Source organism: Allobosea sp. P2_A10 (assembly GCF_056405115.1).
This window is the reverse complement of sequence record NZ_JBFUCS010000014.1, coordinates 17,949-36,620: the sequence shown is the minus strand read 5'-3', so window position 1 is coordinate 36,620 and position 18,672 is coordinate 17,949. Positions and strand designations below refer to the sequence as shown.

The following is an 18,672-nucleotide window of genomic DNA, read 5'->3' as shown; positions in this document are numbered from 1 at the left end:
TTCAGCCCATCCGCAAGGCTTGAACGGGGTCGAGGCGCGCCGCCTTCCAGGCCGGGTAGAGCGTCGCCAGCAGCGAGAGGATAAGCGCCATCATCACGACGGTCGCGACCTCGCGCCAGTCGATCACCGAGGGAATGTCGCTGAGGAAGCGCACCGTCGGGTCCCAGAGATTGGCGCCGAACAGCCAGTTGAGCCCGGCCGTGATCGACTTGATGTTCTTCGCGAAGGCGACGCCCAGTCCAAGACCCGCCAGCGTGCCGAAGACGCCGATCGCGGCGCCCGTGATCAGGAAGACCCGTAGCACCGTGCCGCGCGACGCGCCCATGGTGCGCATGATCGCGATGTCGGCGGTCTTGTCCTTCACCAGCATGATGAGCCCTGAGACGATGTTCAGCGCCGCCACCAGCACGATCAGCGTCAGGATGATGAACATGACGTTGCGCTCGACTTCCAGCGCATTGAAGAAGGTCCTGTTGCGCTGCCGCCAGTCCGACAACACCAGCGGGCGTGGCGCGTCGGCCTCGATCGCGTCGCGCACGGCCTGCGTCCGGTCCGGGTTGTCGACGAAGATCTCGATGACGTTCACGTCGCCGTCGCGATTGAAATAGGCCTGCGCCTCGTTCAGCGGCATGAAGACGAAGGAACCGTCGAACTCTGTCATGCCGATCTCGAAGACGGCCTGCACCGGATAGGCTTTTATGCGCGGTGCGGTGCCGAAAGGCGTGGATGCGCCGCGCGGCGTCACGATGGTGATGGAATCGCCGGCCTGCAGCGAAAGCTGGTCGGCCAACCGCTTGCCGATCGCGACGCCGCCGGCCGTGTCGAAGCCGTCGAGCGTGCCGCGCCTGATGTTGCCGCCGACGAAGGGGATCGACTTGATGTCGGCCTCGGCAATGCCGCGCACCAGCACGCCGCCATTGGCGTATTGCGAGGAGGCCAGCGCCTGGCCCTCGACCAGCGGAATCGCGAGCTTGATGCCCTGGATCTTGCGCAGCCGCTCGGCCACCGCAACGTAATCGTCGAGCGGGCGGTCGATCGGCGTTGCGAAGATATGGCCGTTCACGCCGACGATCTTCTCGAGCAGTTCCTTTCGGAAGCCGTTCATCACCGACATCACGATGATCAGAGTCGCGACGCCGAGCAAGATGCCGAGAAACGAGAAGCCCGCGATGACCGAGACAAAGCCCTCGCGTCGGCGCGTGCGCAGATAGCGTCCCGCCAGCAGCCATTCGAAGCCTGCAAAGGGCGCCGTTCCGGTCGGCTGATTGCCCCCGGCCGCGACGGGCGTATCCACGGCGACGTTCATGTCGCGCGCCCCTTGAAGCGGTCGAGAGCCGCGTCAAGCGCGACGATCTCGCGATCGCCCCCGGCCCGGCGCTTGAGCTCGACCTTGCCGTCAGTCAGCCCCTTGGGGCCGACGATGATCTGCCAGGGCACGCCGATCAGGTCGGCGGTGGCGAATTTCGCACCGGGACGGCCGTCCGTGTCGTCGTAGAGTGCGTCATAACCCTTGGCCAGCAGCGCCTTGTAGAGTTGCTCGCAGGCGGCGTCTGTCGCGGCGTCGCCCTGCTTGAGGTTGAGCACGGCGACGTCGAAGGGCGCGATCTCGTCAGGCCAGATGATGCCGTTATCGTCATGGCCGGCTTCGATCAGCGCCGCGACCAGCCGGCTCGGGCCGATGCCGTAGGAGCCCATATGGACCGGCGTCTGAACGCCGTCTGGCCCTGCGACGGTCGCACCCATCGGGTCTGAGTATTTCGTGCCGAAATAGAAGATGTGGCCGACCTCGATGCCGCGCGCCGAGAGCTGGCTGTCGGCGGGGATCGCGTCATAGGCCGAAGCGTCGTGCATCTCCGACGTCGCCGCATAGAGGCTCGTCCATTTGTCGACGAGGGCCTGCAGCCCCTCGACGCTGTCGAAATCGGTGTCGATCGCGGGCGTCTCGAAATCGAGGAAATCCTTGTGGCAGAACACCTCGCTCTCACCGGTCGAGGCGAGCACGATGAATTCATGGCTGAGGTCGCCACCGATCGGCCCGGTATCGGCGCGCATCGGGATCGCCTTTAGTCCGAGACGGGCAAAGGTGCGCAAGTAGGCCGTGAACATGCGGTTGTAGGCGTGGCGCGCGCCGGCCTGGTCGATGTCGAAGGAATAGGCGTCCTTCATCAGGAATTCGCGCCCGCGCATCACGCCGAAGCGCGGCCGGACCTCGTCGCGGAACTTCCACTGGATGTGGTACAGGTTCAGCGGCAAGTCCTTGTAGGACTTCACATAAGAGCGGAAGATGTCGGTAACCATCTCCTCATTGGTCGGGCCGTACAGCATATCGCGGTCATGCCGGTCCTTGATCCGCAGCATCTCCTTGCCATAGGCCTCGTAGCGACCGCTTTCGCGCCAGAGATCGGCCGACTGGATCGTCGGCATCAGGATCTCGATCGCGCCCGAGCGGTTCTGCTCCTCGCGCACGATTCTGTTGATCTTGTCGAGCACGCGCAGGCCCAGCGGCAGCCAGGAGTAAATGCCGGCCGATTGCTGGCGCACCATTCCGGCGCGCAGCATCAAACGATGCGAGACGATTTCGGCCTCTTTCGGCGTGTCGCGCAGCAGCGGCAGGAAATAGCGGGAAAGGCGCATGGAAGAACTCGTGGAACGGGTGGACTCAAGGTCTGTACGACGCGAGTCAGTCCTGCCAGAGACATCATTGCGGCGGTGAAATTGCAAGCAGAAGCCAGCGGCGCATCTCGCGCGGCGGCAGGCTAAAGCCTCAGCGCGCGCCGAACTTCTGCTTTAGCCGGGCGTTGACGGCGGGCGGGACGAAGGCCGAGACATCCCCGCCCATGCTCGCGATCTGGCGCACCAGCGTCGCGGTGATGTGGCGCACCGCTGGCGACGCCGGCAGGAAAACGGTCTGCAGCCCTTGATCCATGGCCTGGTTCATTCCGGCCATCTGCATCTCATAGTCGAGGTCCGAGCCATCGCGCAGGCCTCGAACGACGATGGTCGCGCCGGCCTGGCGCGCGGCAGAAACGGCGAGCCTGTCGAAGGTCACGACTTCGATGGCGATCCCCGCCGCTGTGGCGATCGGGGCCGTGACCTCGCGCAGCAGTTCGGCGCGCTCCTCGACGGGGAAGACCGGCGTCTTGCCGGGATGGATGCCAATCGCCAGCACGAGCCTGTCGCAGATCCGGCTCGCGCCTGCGATGACGTCGAGATGGCCATTGGTGACGGGGTCGAACGACCCTGTGTAGAAGGCGGTGCGGCTCATGAGGAAGGGTTAGCCCGGCCCTGCCCCGGCGACAAGCGCGCGACGCGTCAAGCCGCCCGGACCTGGGTGATGAACTGGTCGATCCGGCTCTTCAGCGAGGCGGCGAGCCCGGTGAGTTCAGTCGAGGCGCCCAGCACCGCCGCGGCGGCTTCCGATGTCTGCTGGGAGGCGCTCGAGACGAGGCTGGTAGCATCGCCGATACGGCTGAACTCGTCTGTCGCCGCGCCGACATCGGCAACGATCGCATGGGTGACGCCGTGTTGATGGCGCATGGTTTCGGCCGTGCGCCGAACGGTGTCGCTCAAATCCGCAATCATGCCGCGGATGCCGGCGATGGCGTCGACAGTCGCGCCCGTGGCCTGGTTCATGGTCGAGATCTGGCGTGAAATATCCTCGATGGCGCGCGCCGTCTGACCCGAGAGCCCTTTCACCTCGGAGGCGACGACAGCAAAGCCCTTGCCCGCCTCGCCAGCGCGCGCGGCTTCGATCGTGGCGTTGAGCGCAAGCAGATTGGTCTGGGCGGCGATGTTCGAGATCATGCCGATCACGTCCGACACGCGCGCCGCGCCTGTCGCCAGTTGCTCAACCACCATGCCCATCTCGTCGGCGTGGTCGCGCGCCGAGCGGGCGCTGCGGTCGGACGCCTGGACGTCGCCGTCGAGACGATCGATGGCGAGCCGCAGATCGCGGGCCGCCCCTTCGATCGAACTCATCCGGAGGATCGCCCGCGAGGTCGAATCATGCACCGTGCCGGCATTGGCCTGCGTTTCGCGCGCGCCTTCCGACAGTTCATGGGCGGTGACGCCCAGGGCCTGCGCTGCCGAAGACACCGTGCTGGTCACGCCCAGGACAGAGCGTTCGAGGTCGGTCGCGAGATCGGCGAGCAGGGCCGCGCGCTGGCGCTGAGCCTCGTCGTCGCGGTCTTCGCGCTCGCGCAGCCGTTCTTCCCCGTCCCGCTCCATCGTCTCGCGAATCTGCTGCACCGAGGCTGCAATCGCGCCGATCTCATCCTTGCGATGCGCGCCGGGAATCCGCAGATTCGTGCGGCCCGCCGCGATTGCGGCCAGCGCCTCCGCCAGCCCGCCGATCGGTCGCGCGACCGAGAGACCGAGCAGCAGCGCGACCACCAGTACGGGTCCGAGCACGATCAGGCCGGTGACGATGATCGCGCGCTTGAGCTTGCCGATTACGGCGAAGGCTTCGCCCTGTGGTTCCGTCAGCCAAAGAAGCCAGGTCCAGCCGTCGACCTTGATCTCGCGGCCGATGGCGACCAGCGGAGCGCCGTCGCGGCTGGTCATCGGCAGCACCTCGCCATTCGAGGTCGCGAGCCGCTTCCGGTCGAGCGTCTCGACGGGGGCGGTTCCCGCCCTGCGCGCGGCGGGATCGGAGCGCATGAAGCCGTCGACGCCGACGACGTGAACTCCGGTGTGACGCGAGGCGCTGGCGCTCGTCGCCAGGATACCGTCGATCATCGAGGCATTGATGGCGAAGACGAGCACACCGCCCGCGCTCGGCGCGTCCGTCTCGGAACTGACGAAGCGCTGGGCCAGGAAAGCGCGCGATTCTCCGCCGACCGGGTCATAGGGTGCGAAATCGACGACGGCCTGCTGTCCGAGCGGCAGCTTTGTCGCGTCCGCGACGGCCTTCCCCAGGCTCGAATCCGCAAGATCGGTCTCACTGACCAGACGGCCGAATTCCGGACCCTTGGTGACGCTGTAGACGACGCGGCCTTTGGCGGAGACGAGATAGATGTCGGCATAGCCGAACTGCTTCATCGCCGAGGCATAGGTTTCGTGGATCGGGATATGCCGCCACGAGTAGCCGTGTCGGTGGCCGCGCCCCGTCCGGGCGCTGCGCTCCTCTGTCGAAACGGAGCCATCGCCCTGATAATAGGAGATGATTTCGTTCAGATCATGGGATCCGAGCTCCATCCATTTGGCGACCTCGTCCACGGCGCTGACCGTGTAGGCGCTGCGGGCCTGGACCGCGAGTTCCGAACGAATCTGCATCCAGCGGCGTTCGATCGCCCTGGCATGACTTTCGGCGAGAACGGTCAGGCGCTCGTGGACGGCCTCCCTCGTCCAGGCCGACACGGCGTAATAGGCGGACGCGCCCACCGCGACCGCGGCAAGACACGCCAGCGCCAGCATGGCCGCTGGAAGCCTGATTCGAAGGCTGAACAAGAACTCCGGCTCCCGGCGCGGGTCGAACAATTCCCAAGCTGCCAGTAAAGCCTTTCAGCGTTAACGTTCGTTGAAGGACGGCGCGATCGCTATAGCGGCAGCAAGGTTGCGACCGCTGTCGCGCTGCCGATGATGACCGAGACGAAAGCGAGCAGCACCGCAGCCGCCGAAAAACGGCTTTGACTGGCGAAGCGCGGGGAGATCGGCATGAAGTGCCCTCGGCGAATCAGTGGAAGACCTGACTGACCCTGCGTGAGTTCACCAGCCGGCCGCGAAAGGGCGGGACCGTGTCGAAATCGTGACGAACGGTTTCGTGTGGTTTCGCGATTGCACAAAAGAGCTTTTCCCGCCTAAACCGCCGCATGCTCACGATCAGCGACATCACATATCGTCTCGGCGAACGGCTCCTGCTCGACCACGCCAGCGCGTCGCTGCCGGATGGTTCGCGCGTCGGACTGGTCGGTCGCAACGGCACCGGCAAGACCACCCTGTTCAACATCATCACCGGCGATCTCTCGCCAGAGGGCGGCATCGTCAGCCTGCCCAAGGGCCGGCGTATCGGCGGCGTCGCGCAGGAGGCGCCGGGCGGCCCGGAATCGCTGATTGAGGTCGTGCTCGCCGCCGACACCGAGCGCGCTGCTCTGATGACGGAATCGGAGACCGCCAAAGATCCCCATCGCATCGCCGAGATCGAGACCCGGCTCGCCGATATCAACGCGCATTCGGCGCCTGCGCGCGCGGCGACCGTGCTGCATGGCCTGGGCTTCAATGAGGAGGCGCAACAGCGGCCCTGTTCCGATTTCTCCGGCGGCTGGCGCATGCGCGTGGCGCTCGCGGCCGTGCTGTTCTCGGAACCCGATCTGCTGCTGCTCGACGAGCCGACCAATTATCTCGACCTCGAAGGCACACTGTGGCTCTACGACTATCTCGAGCGCTATCCGCATACGGTGCTGGTCGTCAGCCATGACCGCGAACTGCTCGACACCTGCGTCGACCACATCCTGCATCTCGATGGCGGCAAGCTGACGATCTATCGCGGCGGCTACACCTCCTTCGCGAAACAGCGCGCCGAAAAGCAGATGCAGCTCTCCAAGGCCAAGGAGAAGCAGGACGCCGAGCGCAAGCATCTCCAGGCCTTCGTCGACCGCTTCAAGGCCAAGGCGTCGAAGGCACGCCAGGCCCAGTCGCGCGTCAAGCGGCTGGAGAAGATGGAATCGATCGCGACCATCGTCGATCGCGACGTGCAGCCCTTCAGCCTGCCCGGACCCGAGCGGCCGCTGGCGCCGCCGATGATCGTGCTGAACGACGCCAGCGCCGGCTATGGCGAGCGCAAGGTGCTCTCGAAGCTCAATCTGACGCTTTTACCCGACGATCGCATCGCCCTGCTCGGTTCGAACGGCAACGGCAAATCGACCTTCTGCAAATTGATTGGCGGCAGGCTCAGCCCGCTGTCGGGCGAGATGCGCAAATCCTCGAAGCTGGAGACGGCCTATTTCGCCCAGCACCAGCTCGACGAACTCCGCCTCGACGATACGCCGGTGGCGCATCTGCGCGACCTGATGCCGGACGCGCCCGAGGCCAAGGTGCGCTCGAAGGCGGCGCAGATCGGCTTTCCGGCGCAGAAGGCCGAGACGCCGGTCAAGAACCTGTCGGGCGGCGAGAAGGCGCGGCTGATGCTGGGGCTCGCGGCTTTTGGCGGCCCGCATCTCCTGATCCTCGACGAGCCGACCAACCATCTCGACATCGACAGCCGCACCGCGCTGGTCAACGCGATCAACGATTATCCCGGCGCCGTCATCCTCGTCAGCCACGACCGCTTCCTGATCGAATCCTGCGCCGACCGGCTCTGGATCGTCGGCGACGGCACGGTGAAGAACTTCGACGGCGACATGGAGGACTATCGCAGCCTCGTGCTCGGCACCGCCAAGGCTAACAAGCGCGACAAGCCCGCGCCCGACGCGCCAGCCAAGTCGGAGGACCGCAAGGACGCTGCCGCCAAGCGCGTCGCGCAGGGGCCGCTGCGACAGAAGCTCAATCTGGCGGAAGCGCGCATCGCCAAGCTGACCGGACTCATCGGCAAGGTCGACGAGGTGCTCGGCAACGGCGCAGCCTTCGCCCGCGACCCCGACAAGGCGCGCATCCTGTCACGCCAGCGCGCGGAACTCGCGGAAGCGCTAGCCTCGGCCGAGGAGGAATGGCTGGGGTTGAGCGAGGAACTGGAGAGCGCTTGACTGCTTGAGAATCGTCAGGGCCGCACCGGCTTCAGTGCCGGGTCCCAATGCTCGACGATCTTGCCGTTCCTGACCCGGAACAGGTCGAACCAGTAGCTGTCGTAGGTCTTGGTGGCGTCGCCCGGTTCGGGGCGCGTGCGGCGCATCACAAGTTGCACCAGATCGCCCTGCGTCACCACCGCGGCGAATTCCGTGGCGATAATCGCGGTCGCCTGCTTCGGACTCGGCCAGATTTTCGAGAAATAGGCGTCGAAACCGTCGATGCCGCCGGCGACGTTGGGGTTGTGCTGGATGTAGTCGGCGGAGAGATAGTCCTTCGCCTTGGTCCAGTCCTGCGCATCGAAGACCTTCGACCAGAATTCGAGCACCAGCGCCTTGTTGGCGGCCTCGACCTGCGAAAGCTGGGCCGGCGCTTGTGCCAGACCGGCACGCGGAAATGCGACGAGGAGCCCAAGTCCGATCAGCGCGAAGCAAGCCCGCCGCGCCAGAGGTGATGATCGCATTCTGACTTTTCCCGCCTTTGTCGCGCTCCCGGTAGCGCGCGTTGGGCAGGGGTGACAAAGGCGTGAGCGTGCGTCAATCGGCTCTCGCGAGGTCGTGTTGCGATAGCGCGGCTACCCCTGCCCAGGCTTGACGATGCGGCTCAGCCGGTTGTCGGTGAACAGGTAGATCTCACGGCCGCCGGGCTCGGCGTAGAGCACCTGCGTCTCGCGCTGGCCCTTGCCGCTTTCGCCGATCAGGACGTCGGTCGGCCTCGTGCCCTTGAGCTTGACCAGTTCGCATTCGGTGATGCCTTCGGCGATCTGGGGCGGCAGCGGGCGGATCGAGGGGTCGAGCGAGGCGCCGGCCTCGCATTCGCCTTCGGAGGTGAGGCGCGCTTCCTGGGTCGAGGCGCGGGCCGAGACGGTGCTGGTCGTCGTGGTGGTCTTGCCGTCCTTGCTGTCCGACATGAAGGAAAACCCGCCGATATCGACGGAGCAGCCGCCGAGTGCGACGGCGCAGGCGAACAGAACGGGCAATCTCACGCTTTTTTCTCCCAGCGGCCGGCCTCGTCCTGCTGCCAGTAGCTGGCGCTTTCGCCCGAGGCCTTGACCTTCTTCCAATCCTCGCGCGCGGCTGAAAGCGCGTCGGGATCGTCACCATCGAATATCAGGACGACGCGCTCGTAGTCGCCCATTGCGTCGGGAATACGGACGCCCTCGGCGCAGATGCGCACGCTGGCGGCGTTGGGGTTGTGCGCATCCATCGTCAGCACGACCGGGTTGCCGGCGGCATCGGCCTCGGCCGCGGTGACATGGGGCAGGAAGCTCTCGTCCGAAAAGCTCCAGAGATGGTCGTCGAGCGTGCGCAGACGCTCGGCGCTCGACACCTCCACCACGACCTTCTGGCCGCGCGACAGCGCCCGATCGAGAATGGTCGGCAGGACCTGTTCGAGCGGGCGCGACTGGAGATGGAAGAACAGGATTTCGGCCACGGAAACCCTTTTCTTTCAGATCGCTGCGGCAAAAATCTGCCAAATCGAATCAGCTCTCATAGTGATCGGCAACCAGCCGGTCGAGCAGGCGCACGCCCCAACCCGAGCCCCAGGACCGATTCGTCTCGCTGTTCGGCGAGCCCATGCCGGTGCCGGCGATGTCGAGATGAACCCATGGCGTATCGTTGACATGGCGCTGCAGGAACTGGGCCGCCGTGATCGAGCCGCCATAGCGGCCGGCCGAGTTCTTCATGTCGGCAAAGCGGGAATCGATCATCTTGTCGTAGGCCGGTCCGAGCGGCATGCGCCAGACCGCCTCGCCGGTGGCCTTGCCGGCGGTGGCGAGTCGCTCCGAGAGTTCGTCATTGTTGGAGAACAGGCCGGCGTGCTCCTGCGCCAGCGCGACCAGGATCGCCCCGGTCAGCGTCGCCAGATTGATCATGAATTTTGGCTTGAAGCGATCCTGCGTGTACCAGAGCACGTCGGCCAGCACGAGGCGGCCTTCCGCATCCGTGTTGATGATCTCGATGGTCTGGCCCGAGAGCGAGGTGACGATGTCGCCCGGCCGCTGGGCGTTGCCGTCGGGCATGTTCTCGACGATGCCGATCACACCGATGGCGTTGACCTTGGCCTTGCGCTGGCTGAGCGCGTGCATCAGCCCGGTCACGCAGGCGGCGCCGGCCATGTCGCCCTTCATGTCCTCCATGCCGCCGCCGGGCTTGAGCGAAATGCCGCCGGTGTCGAAGGTGACGCCCTTGCCGATGAAGGCGACCGGCTGGACGCTGGACTTGGCGCCGTTCCAGCGCATCACCACGACCCGGCTTTCGCGGCGCGAGCCCTGCCCGACCGCGAGCAATGCGCGCATGCCGATCTTCTTGAGCTGCTTTTCGTCGAGCACTTCGATCTCGACACCGAGCTTGGCGAGTTTTGCGGCGCGGTCGGCGAATTCCTCGGGGTAGAGCACATTGGGCGGCTCGTTCACGAGGTCGCGAGCGAGCTCGACGCCGGACGCGATGGCGTCACGCGTCTTGAGCGCCTTCTTGACGACGGAGGGGTCGGCGACGCGCAGCGTGACGACGAAGGGCTCGGCCTCTTCGGGCTCCTTGCTCTTGGTCTTGTACTGGTCGAAGGCGTAAGCGCGCAGCCTCATGCCAAGCGCGATCTCGCCGACCTGATCGGCGGTGATCTCGCCATCGGGCAGCGCCAGGATCACATCGGCGCTGCGGCCATGGCCGAGACGACCGGCGATGGCGCCGCCGAGCTTGGCGAAATCGAGTTTGCCGCGCTCGGATTCGGGGCCGACGCCGACGGCAAGCAGGCGTTCATAGCCCGCCCCATCCGGCGCCAGCAGCGTCAGGCCCGACAGGGCCTTGCCCTTGAAGCGTTCGGCCGCGGCAGCGCGGGCGAGCAGGCCATGGGCGCCTTGGCCGAGCCATTCCTCCGCCGCCTTGGCGGGTGCAAGCGCATCGGAGACAAGGATCACGAGATCCTGGCTGCCGATGGCGTTCAGGGCTTTGACCTCGAGCTTAAGGCGCTGCGACATGATGGGCTCACGATTTTCGGATTGAAGGCCGGAGAGGCTGGAAGGAAACGGGACGAACACAAACGATTCCCGTTTGCGCCATGATTGCGCCTATACCATAGGGTGAGTGGTCGAACCGTCCAAGGGGAGCCCATGCGCCTCCCGCCCCTCGCAACGGAAGTCCACGCGTGTTGCTGCAACGCCTCGACCGCTACATCCTGAAGATCGCGACGGTCGCGGCCATCGTTCTCCTCGTCGGGCTGACGAGCGTGATCTGGGTCACCCAGGCCCTGCGCGAGATCGATCTGGTCACCGGCAAGGGTCAGACGATCCTGATCTTCTTCACCGTCACGCTGCTCTCGCTGCCGGCGCTGGTGGCGGGTATCGCGCCCGTCGCTTTGTTCATGGCGACGCTCTACACGCTGAACCGTCTCAACAGCGATTCCGAGCTGATCGTGATGAATGCGGCGGGCGTCGCGCCGCACCGCCTGACCCGCCCGTTCATCGTGCTGACGGTTGCGACGGCATTGATCGTGAGCTGGATGACGCTGTCGGTGATGCCTGCGGGCTTTCGCGCGCTGCGCGACCTGATCACCCTGATCCGGGCCGATTTCGTTGCCAACGTCGTCAAGGAAGGCCAGTTCGTCGCGCTCGATTCGGGCGTGACCTTCCACTACCGCGAGAAGTCGGGCGATGCGCTGGTCGGTATCTTCATGCAGGACCGGCGCGACGTGAACCAGCCCTCGATCTACATCGCCGAGCGCGGCCGCACCGTCGATGTCGATGGCAACAGCTTCCTGATGCTGGAGAGGGGCACGATCCAGCGCGAGAACAAGCAGGATACGACCTCGATCATCTCGTTCGAGCGCTATGCGCTGAACCTCTCGGCGCTTTCTGGCGATCCGACCGGCGGGGCCGGTGAAGGCGACGGCGACAAGGTGATCTACAAGCCGCGCGAACGTTCGACCTGGGCGCTGCTGAACCAGGACCAGAACGAAGGCTACTACAAGCTGCAGGAGGGCCGCTTTCGCGCCGAACTGCACAACCGTCTCTCGGCGCCACTCTATCCGATCGCATTTATGCTGATCGCCTTCGCGGCGATCGGCGAGGCGCGGACCACGAGGCAGGGCCGCGCGGTCTCGATCCAGGCCGCGGTGCTGATCGTCAGCGCGACGCGGATCKGCGCCTACGCCGCCTGGACCGCCAGCGTCAGATCGAGCTTCGCAGTCTGGCTGCTTTATATCCTGCCGATTGTCGCCATCGTGATCTCCGTTTCGCTGATCGTCTTCGGCGAGCGGCTGCGGCCGGCGCTGGCGCGACTGCTGGCGCCCGTCTTCGCGCCGCTCGGGGTCCTGAGCGCGCGGCTCCGGGGCGCCTGATGCTGCTGACCTCGACTTTCGGCCGCTATCTCACGAAGCGGTTCGCGCGCGCGATCATCGGCGTGTTCAGCACGTTCTTCTTCTTGATCGGGACGCTCGATTTCGTCGAGTTAATGCGCCGCGCCGGCGATTCCCCCGTCGCCACCACGCCGCTGATCGTGCAGTTGGCGCTTTATCGAGCGCCGGCCGTCGCCGAGCAGATCTTTCCGTTCGCGGCGCTGTTTGGCGGCATGTTCGCGCTGCTGACGCTGAGCCGAAAACTCGAACTCGTGGTGGCGCGCTCCGTCGGCGTATCGGCCTGGCAGTTCCTGCAGCCGGCGGCGCTGGTGGCGGGCACGATCGGGCTGGTCTCGATCCTGATCTACAATCCCGGCGCTGCAGAGCTGAAGCGCAAGGCGACCGCGCTCGAACTGCGGCTGTTCGCGCGAAGCGGCCAGTCGATCAATGCGCAGGACATCTGGCTGAGGCAGCGCAGCGTCGATGGACAGGCGATCATCCGCGCCGCCGGCGCATTGCCCGACGGCAACGGGCTGTCGCAGGTCGCGATCTTCAACTTCGGCCCCGGCGGCGGCTTCAGCGAGCGAATCGACGCCAGGCAGGCGGTGCTCCATCCCGGCCATTGGGAGCTGACCGACGCGCGCGTGATCTCCGCCACGGAAGAGCCACAGACCTACAAGACCTATCTGCTCGCAACGACCCTGGAGCCGGAGCAGATGCGGCAAAGTTTCACGCCCCCGGACGCTGTCGGATTCTGGTCAATGCCGACGGTGATCGAACGGACGCAGAAGGCAGGGCTGGACGCGACACGCTATGAATTGCGCTATCAATCGCTCAAAGCGCGACCGCTGCTGCTGATCGCCATGGTTTTGGTGGCAGCATCCGTTTCCTTAAGATTTTTCAGGTTTGGTGGAGTGACCAAACTGGTGATAGGTGGCGTGGCAGCCGGCTTCGTGCTGTATGTTGCGACGCAGCTGTCGGAGGAACTCGGGTCGTCAGGAATCGTCAATCCGGCCATAGCTGCCTGGCTCCCCGCCATCATCGGGGCCATGTTGGGAGCCTTGGCCCTCCTTCATCAGGAAGACGGGTAAATCTTACTGTGCCTATGGTTAATTTAGGATTTAGCGTATGGCTTTCGGCGTGAGACGCATGGCGCGCTTTGCTGCAGCGACCGCGCTCGCCTCGAGCCTGGCCTATGTGCTCGCGGCGGGCGGGATTGCGCTTGCCCAGGCGCCAGGCGCTGCGACGACCCCGGCCAAGCCGCAGGAGCGGATGGTCGTTGATGCGCGCGAGCTCGTCTACGACAAGGACAACAACACCGTTTCGGCCGTCGGCGAAGTCCAGATCCTGTATCAGGGCCGGACGATCGAGGCCGACAAGGTTATTTATGACCGCGCCGCCAAACGCGTGATCGCGATCGGCAACGCCCGCATCACCGAGAGCAACGGCACGGTGATCAACGGCGACCGCTTCAACCTGACCGACGACTTCCGCGACGGCTTCATCGATTCGCTGCGCGTCGTGAACCCCGATAAGACGCGCTTCACCGCGCCACGCGCCGAGCGCACCGATGGCGAGACCTTCGTCTTCGACCAGGGCATCTACACTGCCTGCGAGCCGTGCAAGGACAATCCTGAACGGCCGCCGCTGTGGCAGGTCCGCGCCGCGCGGATCATTCACAAGAAGTCCGAGCAGACGATCTATTACGAGGATGCGCGGCTCGAATTCTTCGGCGTGCCGCTGGCCTACCTGCCGTTCATGTCGGGCCCGGATTCGACAGTGAAGCGCAAGTCCGGCTTCCTGGCGCCGAAATTCCTCAATACCGGGCCTCTCGGCTATGGCGTCGGCTTGCCGTACTTCCTCAACCTGGCGCCGAACTACGACCTGACGATCACGCCGACCTATCTGACGCGACAGGGGCTGCTCGGCCAGGTCGAGTGGCGACAGCGGCTCGTCAACGGTTCCTACAAGATCCGCGCCTCGGGCATTTTCCAGCAGGATCAGGATGCGTTTCTGAAAGCGCCCTACGGCGCCGGCGACAAGGAGTTCCGCGGTTCGATCGAGTCGAATGGCAAGTTCTATCTCAACCCGCGCTGGAACTTCGGCTGGAACGTGTCGATGTCGACCGACCGGTTCTTCTACAAGAACTACCGGATCCTCAACGAGAGCATCGCATCGACGACCTATCTGCAGGAATCGATCTCGACGGTCTATCTCAATGGCCAGAGTTCGACCGCATGGTTCGATGCGCGAGGTTATTACTTCCAGCCGCTGACGGCTTCGGACTGGCAAAAGCAGCAGCCGGTCGTGCTGCCGGTCATCGACTACGACAAGCGCGTCAGCAAGCCGTCCTTTCTTGGCGGTGAGTTGACCTTCAACGCCAATGTGACGAGCCTGCAGCGCGACGCCGCGGCCTACAAGCAGCTTCCGCTCCAGCAGAACTACCTGATCAGCACGCCGACCGTGTCGCTCTATGATGGCTGCGCTGTCTACACGAAAGACAAGTGCCTCGTGCGCGGCATCGCCGGCAATGTAGCGCGTGCGACCGCTGAAGTGTCCTGGCGGCGCAATTTCATCGATCCGATCGGACAGGTCTGGACGCCGTATGCATCGGTACGCGCCGATGTTTTCGCCGTCAGCCCTTCGACGACGGGCTTTGCAAACGGCAATCTGTCCTCGCTGGTGGACACCTCGAACGAGGTGTTCGGCCGGGCGATGCCTGCGATCGGCCTGATGTACAAATATCCGTTCGTCGCCAAGACCGGCTGGGGCACGCATATCATCGAGCCGATCGCGCAGATCGTGGCGCGGCCCAACGAGACCAACAGCCTGCGCGTGGCGAACGAAGATGCGCAGAGCCTGGTCTTCGACGAGAGCAATCTGTTCGAGTGGAGCGGCAAGTTCTCGGGCTATGACCGCCTCGAAGGTGGAACTCGCGCCAATCTGGGCGCCCGCTATACCGGACGCTTCGGCAGCGAAGGCTATGCCAACCTGCTGTTTGGGCAATCCTACCATCTGGCAGGCCGCAATTCCTTCGCCAGCGGCGACCTCGGCAATACCGGACTGGATTCAGGTCTCGAGACCAAGCGCTCCGATCTCGTGGCGCGCGCGCAGGTTTCGCCGTTCAGTCAGCTCGTCCTGGCCGCCGCAACCCGTCTCAACGAAACGACGTTCGAGACGCAACGCCTCGATGCGTCGGCGACCTACAGCAACAGCATCTTTTCCACCTCGCTCGGCTATGCCCGCTACGAGCCGCAGCCGAATCTCGGCGTTCCCCGCAGACGCGAGGGTCTTTCCGTCGGCGGCACGATCCAGCTGGCCCAGGGCTGGAAGCTTCGTACCAGCGTGCTCTTCGACCTCGACAAATACAAATACGATCGCGAGCGCTACCGCGATGCCTATTCCAACTACCTGCTTTATCCGGCGAGCTATCCGGTCCCGGTCTACCCGAACACGGGTCCGTTCCAGACCGCATCGACCGGTTTTGGGATCAACTACACCGACGAGTGCACCATCTTCGATGTCAGCTATTCGCAGAGCTATGGCGACAGGCAGGCCGGCGCGACGAAAGATACGCGTACGGTGATGTTCCGGCTGGAACTGAAGACGCTTGGCCAGATCACCTACTCGCAGAATCTGGACGGAGCCGCGGTCGGCGACGGCGTCAGTTCGACGCGTTGAGGCGCACCGACAGCTTTCGCCGGCGGAGGACACGATGCCGATGCTGCCGCTCGCACTGACGCAGGGCGATCCGGCCGGAATCGGACCCGAACTGGCACTGAAGGCTTGGCAGGAACGCGACGCCAGAGGATTGCAGCCCTTCGCCTGCATCTGCGACATCGACCATCTCGCCGGGGTGGCCAAACAGGTCGGGCTCGACGTCCCGTTGGTCGTCTGCGACTGGGCCGATGTGAACGCGGTCTTCGACAAGGCCCTGCCTGTCATCGGCCATGGCCACCTGGTCGATGTGACGCCCGGCAAACCGGACGCTGCGACAGCCGGCGGCACGATCGCGGCGATCACGTCTGCTGTCGCTGCCGTCCGACAAGGCAAGGCCAGCGCGGTCGTCACCAACCCGATCGCGAAATCGGTGCTTTACGCGGCAGGCTTCGCCTTTCCGGGCCACACCGAATTCCTGGCCGATCTTGCGAAGGACGGCAATACGACGCCGCTGCCGGTGATGATGCTCTGGTGCGAGGATCTCGCGGTCGTGCCGGTGACGATCCACGTGCCGCTCAAGTCGGTGCCGGAACTGCTGACGCAGGATCTGATCGTCAGGACCGCGCAGATCGTGGCCGACGGGCTAAAGCGCCATTTCGGCGTGGCCGCGCCGAGGCTCGCGCTCAGCGGGCTCAATCCGCATGCCGGAGAGGGCGGCGCACTGGGAGCCGAGGACGACGCCATCGTCGCGCCAGCGATCGCGACGCTACAGGCACTCGGCATCGACGCGCGCGGCCCCTACCCGGCCGACACCATGTTCCATGCCCGGGCCCGAGCCGGCTACGACGCGGCGCTGGCGATGTATCACGATCAGGCGCTGATCCCGATCAAGACGATCGCCTTCGACGAGGGCGTCAATGTCACGCTCGGCYTGCCGTTCATCCGGACGTCGCCAGACCACGGCACGGCTTTCGACATCGCTGGACAAGGTATAGCCCGGCCCGACAGCCTGTGCGCTGCCCTGCGCCTGGCGGCGCGAATGGCGGCGCGAGCCGCCATATGAGCCAGATCGACGATCTGCCGCCTCTGCGCGAGGTGGTCGAGCGCCATGGCCTGATGGCGCAGAAGGCTCTCGGCCAGAATTTCCTGTTCGATCTCAACCTGACCGGGCGCATCGCACGCGCCGCCGGGCCGCTCGAAGGAGAGACCGTGGTCGAGATCGGGCCGGGACCGGGCGGGCTGACGCGGGCGCTGCTCGCCAATGGCGCAGGGCGCGTGATCGCGATCGAGCGCGACCGGCGCTGCCTGCCGGCACTGGCGGAAATCGCCGCGCATTACCCCGGCCGGCTGGAGGTGATCGACGGCGACGCGCTGGCGGTCGACCTGACGCCGCATCTCGGCGGCGCGCCGGCGCGGATCGTTGCAAACCTCCCCTATAACATCGGCACGCCGCTGCTCGTCGGCTGGCTCAGCCTCGAGCCTTGGCCGCCCTGGTGGACCTCGCTGACGCTGATGTTCCAGCGCGAGGTCGCCGAACGCATCGTGGCGACGCCCGAGCAGCGCGCCGACTACGGGCGGCTCGCCATCCTTGCCGGCTGGCGCAGCGAAGCGAAAATCCTGTTCGATGTGCCGCGCACCGCTTTCGTGCCGCAGCCAAAGATCACCTCCTCGATCGTCCATCTCGTGCCGCGCGCCGCGCCGGACCCTTGCGACCGACGGCTGCTGGAGCGGATCACACTCGCCGCCTTCGGCCAGCGCCGGAAGATGCTGCGCCAGAGTCTCAAAGGCGTACTCTCCGATCCGCTGCCGATCATCGAAGCGGCCGAGCTTTCGCCGACGGCGCGCGCCGAGGAGGTGTCCGTGGCAGGATTTGTGCGTCTGGCCAACGCCTTGGCCGCGCTCCGCTGAGCGGGCCGGATAGCGACGGCTTGCGGCATCAGCGCCGACTTCAGGAGAACGATCCGATGCTTCGTGTCAGTCTGCGTGTCCTCGGAGCGCTCCTCGTTGCCGGAAATCTCGCGTTAGCTTCACCCGCGCTGGCTCAGACCGCAGAGTTTCCGGCAAAGCCGATCCGCATCGTCGTCGGTTTTGCTGCTGGCGGCGCGCCCGACGCATTGGCGCGCATCGTAGCGGAGAAGCTCTCGCAGCGCTGGCGACAGGGCGTCGTGGTCGAGAACCGTGTCGGCGCGCAAGGCAACACGGCGATGGCGGCCGTCGCCAAGGCCGAGCCGGATGGATACACCCTGGCGCTGATGCCGGTCGGCAATGCAGCCGTCAATCCGGCGCTCTTCGCCAACCTGCCCTACGATCCGGTCAAGGATTTCGCGCCGATCACGCAGATTGCCAGCGTCGAGAACGTGCTGGTGGTCGCTGCCTCTTCGCGGATCGCCTCGCTGCAGGATCTGGTCGCGCGCGGGCGGGCCGGCACGGACAAGCTGACCTATGCCTCGCCCGGCGCCGGCAGCCTTGCCCATCTGGCGGCCGAACTGCTCGCGCGCTCGGCGGGCTTTGCCATGACGCATGTGCCCTATCGCGGTGTCGCGCCAGCTCTGACCGACGTGATGCGGGGCGATGTCGACCTGATCGTGGCGCAGCTTTCGACGGCCAAGCCCCTGATCGACGGCGGTCAGTTGCGGGCACTGGGGCTCGCCAGCAGCCAGCGCAGCGCCGTGATGCCGGCTCTGCCGACGATCGCGGAAGCGCTGGCGCTGCCCGGCTTCGAGGCAGTGTCCTGGTATGCGCTGATGGCTCCGGCCGGAACGCCCGCGCCGGTCGTCACAAAACTCAACGAGGCGGTGGCGCAGGCGGTCAGAGCACCCGATGTCGCTGCGGCGATGGAGGCGCAAGGGGCGAGGCCGATCGGCAATTCGCCGGCTGAACTTGCCGCCGTGATCGCCGCCGACAGTGCGCGCTGGGCCAAGGTCGTCCGGGAGGCCGGCATCCAGCCAAACTGAGCCGGAA

At 65.4% G+C, this 18,672-nt stretch carries 15 protein-coding genes; 7 read left to right on the top strand and 8 right to left on the bottom strand.

Annotated elements, in window-relative coordinates:
* Position 1: 1 nt before the first annotated feature.
* The 4 genes from AC1DZY_RS18920 to AC1DZY_RS18905 all read right to left on the bottom strand — a co-directional run bounded on the left by AC1DZY_RS18920 (position 2) and on the right by AC1DZY_RS18905 (position 5,448).
* On the bottom strand, positions 2–1,306 hold the full coding sequence (locus tag AC1DZY_RS18920) for a lipoprotein-releasing ABC transporter permease subunit (RefSeq protein WP_476821690.1): 1,305 nt from the start codon (positions 1,304–1,306) through the stop codon (positions 2–4).
* Positions 1,303–2,634, bottom strand: a complete 1,332-nt coding sequence (proS, locus tag AC1DZY_RS18915) for a proline--tRNA ligase (RefSeq protein ID WP_476821689.1) — start codon at positions 2,632–2,634, stop codon at positions 1,303–1,305. The genes AC1DZY_RS18920 and proS overlap by 4 nt, the downstream gene beginning before the upstream one ends.
* Positions 2,635–2,764: 130 nt before the next feature.
* Positions 2,765–3,265: a pantetheine-phosphate adenylyltransferase gene (gene coaD / locus AC1DZY_RS18910; RefSeq protein WP_476821688.1), complete on the bottom strand. Its 501-nt coding sequence runs from the start codon at positions 3,263–3,265 to the stop codon at positions 2,765–2,767.
* A gap of 47 nt (positions 3,266–3,312) precedes the next feature.
* Positions 3,313–5,448 (bottom strand): methyl-accepting chemotaxis protein, encoded by a 2,136-nt coding sequence (locus AC1DZY_RS18905; RefSeq protein WP_476821687.1) that lies wholly within the window; start codon positions 5,446–5,448, stop codon positions 3,313–3,315.
* A gap of 362 nt (positions 5,449–5,810) precedes the next feature.
* Here AC1DZY_RS18905 and AC1DZY_RS18900 point away from each other — a divergent pair, with 362 nt between their 5' ends.
* Positions 5,811–7,679, top strand: coding sequence for an ABC-F family ATP-binding cassette domain-containing protein (locus AC1DZY_RS18900; RefSeq protein ID WP_476821686.1), 1,869 nt, complete (start codon positions 5,811–5,813; stop codon positions 7,677–7,679).
* Between the two features lie 14 nt (positions 7,680–7,693).
* On the opposite strand, the gene AC1DZY_RS18895 is transcribed toward AC1DZY_RS18900, so the two are convergent.
* The 4 genes from AC1DZY_RS18895 to AC1DZY_RS18880 form a co-directional block, all read right to left on the bottom strand.
* A complete protein-coding gene (locus AC1DZY_RS18895) occupies positions 7,694–8,182 on the bottom strand; it encodes a nuclear transport factor 2 family protein (protein WP_476821685.1) in 489 nt (162 codons plus the stop codon).
* A 111-nt stretch (positions 8,183–8,293) separates the two neighbouring features.
* Positions 8,294–8,704: a hypothetical protein gene (locus tag AC1DZY_RS18890; protein ID WP_476821684.1), complete on the bottom strand. Its 411-nt coding sequence runs from the start codon at positions 8,702–8,704 to the stop codon at positions 8,294–8,296.
* The gene (locus AC1DZY_RS18885; RefSeq protein ID WP_476821683.1) at positions 8,701–9,153 is read right to left on the bottom strand and encodes a DNA polymerase III subunit chi; all 453 of its coding nucleotides are present in this window, start codon (positions 9,151–9,153) and stop codon (positions 8,701–8,703) included. The genes AC1DZY_RS18890 and AC1DZY_RS18885 overlap by 4 nt, the downstream gene beginning before the upstream one ends.
* A gap of 49 nt (positions 9,154–9,202) precedes the next feature.
* A complete protein-coding gene (locus tag AC1DZY_RS18880) occupies positions 9,203–10,696 on the bottom strand; it encodes a leucyl aminopeptidase (protein ID WP_476821682.1) in 1,494 nt (497 codons plus the stop codon).
* A gap of 167 nt (positions 10,697–10,863) precedes the next feature.
* Between AC1DZY_RS18880 and lptF the strand changes: the two genes are divergently transcribed.
* From lptF to AC1DZY_RS18850, 6 genes are read left to right on the top strand one after another with little or no spacing between them, the layout of a single operon-like run.
* On the top strand, positions 10,864–12,054 hold the full coding sequence (gene lptF / locus AC1DZY_RS18875; RefSeq protein ID WP_476821681.1) for an LPS export ABC transporter permease LptF: 1,191 nt from the start codon (positions 10,864–10,866) through the stop codon (positions 12,052–12,054).
* Complete coding sequence (gene lptG, locus AC1DZY_RS18870; protein ID WP_476821680.1) at positions 12,054–13,142, top strand: LPS export ABC transporter permease LptG; 1,089 nt, start codon at positions 12,054–12,056, stop codon at positions 13,140–13,142. The genes lptF and lptG overlap by 1 nt, the downstream gene beginning before the upstream one ends.
* A 58-nt stretch (positions 13,143–13,200) precedes the next feature.
* Positions 13,201–15,732, top strand: coding sequence for an LPS-assembly protein LptD (locus AC1DZY_RS18865; RefSeq protein WP_476821679.1), 2,532 nt, complete (start codon positions 13,201–13,203; stop codon positions 15,730–15,732).
* A gap of 34 nt (positions 15,733–15,766) precedes the next feature.
* A complete protein-coding gene (pdxA, locus tag AC1DZY_RS18860) occupies positions 15,767–16,774 on the top strand; it encodes a 4-hydroxythreonine-4-phosphate dehydrogenase PdxA (RefSeq protein WP_476821678.1) in 1,008 nt (335 codons plus the stop codon).
* The gene (gene rsmA, locus AC1DZY_RS18855; RefSeq protein ID WP_476821677.1) at positions 16,771–17,619 is read left to right on the top strand and encodes a 16S rRNA (adenine(1518)-N(6)/adenine(1519)-N(6))-dimethyltransferase RsmA; all 849 of its coding nucleotides are present in this window, start codon (positions 16,771–16,773) and stop codon (positions 17,617–17,619) included. Before pdxA ends, rsmA begins: the two co-directional genes overlap by 4 nt.
* Before the next feature lie 56 nt (positions 17,620–17,675).
* Positions 17,676–18,665: a Bug family tripartite tricarboxylate transporter substrate binding protein gene (locus AC1DZY_RS18850; RefSeq protein ID WP_476821676.1), complete on the top strand. Its 990-nt coding sequence runs from the start codon at positions 17,676–17,678 to the stop codon at positions 18,663–18,665.
* Positions 18,666–18,672 lie beyond the last annotated feature (7 nt).

What these genes read in the sequence shown, in the direction of transcription:
- AC1DZY_RS18920 (WP_476821690.1), bottom strand. Translation starts at nt 1,306, where the DNA reads ATGAACGTCGCCGTGGATACGCCCGTCGCGGCCGGGGGCAATCAGCCG.
- proS (WP_476821689.1), bottom strand. Translation starts at nt 2,634, where the DNA reads ATGCGCCTTTCCCGCTATTTCCTGCCGCTGCTGCGCGACACGCCGAAA.
- coaD (WP_476821688.1), bottom strand. Translation starts at nt 3,265, where the DNA reads ATGAGCCGCACCGCCTTCTACACAGGGTCGTTCGACCCCGTCACCAAT.
- AC1DZY_RS18900 (WP_476821686.1), top strand. Translation starts at nt 5,811, where the DNA reads ATGCTCACGATCAGCGACATCACATATCGTCTCGGCGAACGGCTCCTG.
- AC1DZY_RS18895 (WP_476821685.1), bottom strand. Translation starts at nt 8,182, where the DNA reads ATGCGATCATCACCTCTGGCGCGGCGGGCTTGCTTCGCGCTGATCGGA.
- AC1DZY_RS18880 (WP_476821682.1), bottom strand. Translation starts at nt 10,696, where the DNA reads ATGTCGCAGCGCCTTAAGCTCGAGGTCAAAGCCCTGAACGCCATCGGC.
- lptG (WP_476821680.1), top strand. Translation starts at nt 12,054, where the DNA reads ATGCTGCTGACCTCGACTTTCGGCCGCTATCTCACGAAGCGGTTCGCG.
- AC1DZY_RS18865 (WP_476821679.1), top strand. Translation starts at nt 13,201, where the DNA reads ATGGCGCGCTTTGCTGCAGCGACCGCGCTCGCCTCGAGCCTGGCCTAT.
- rsmA (WP_476821677.1), top strand. Translation starts at nt 16,771, where the DNA reads ATGAGCCAGATCGACGATCTGCCGCCTCTGCGCGAGGTGGTCGAGCGC.
- AC1DZY_RS18850 (WP_476821676.1), top strand. Translation starts at nt 17,676, where the DNA reads ATGCTTCGTGTCAGTCTGCGTGTCCTCGGAGCGCTCCTCGTTGCCGGA.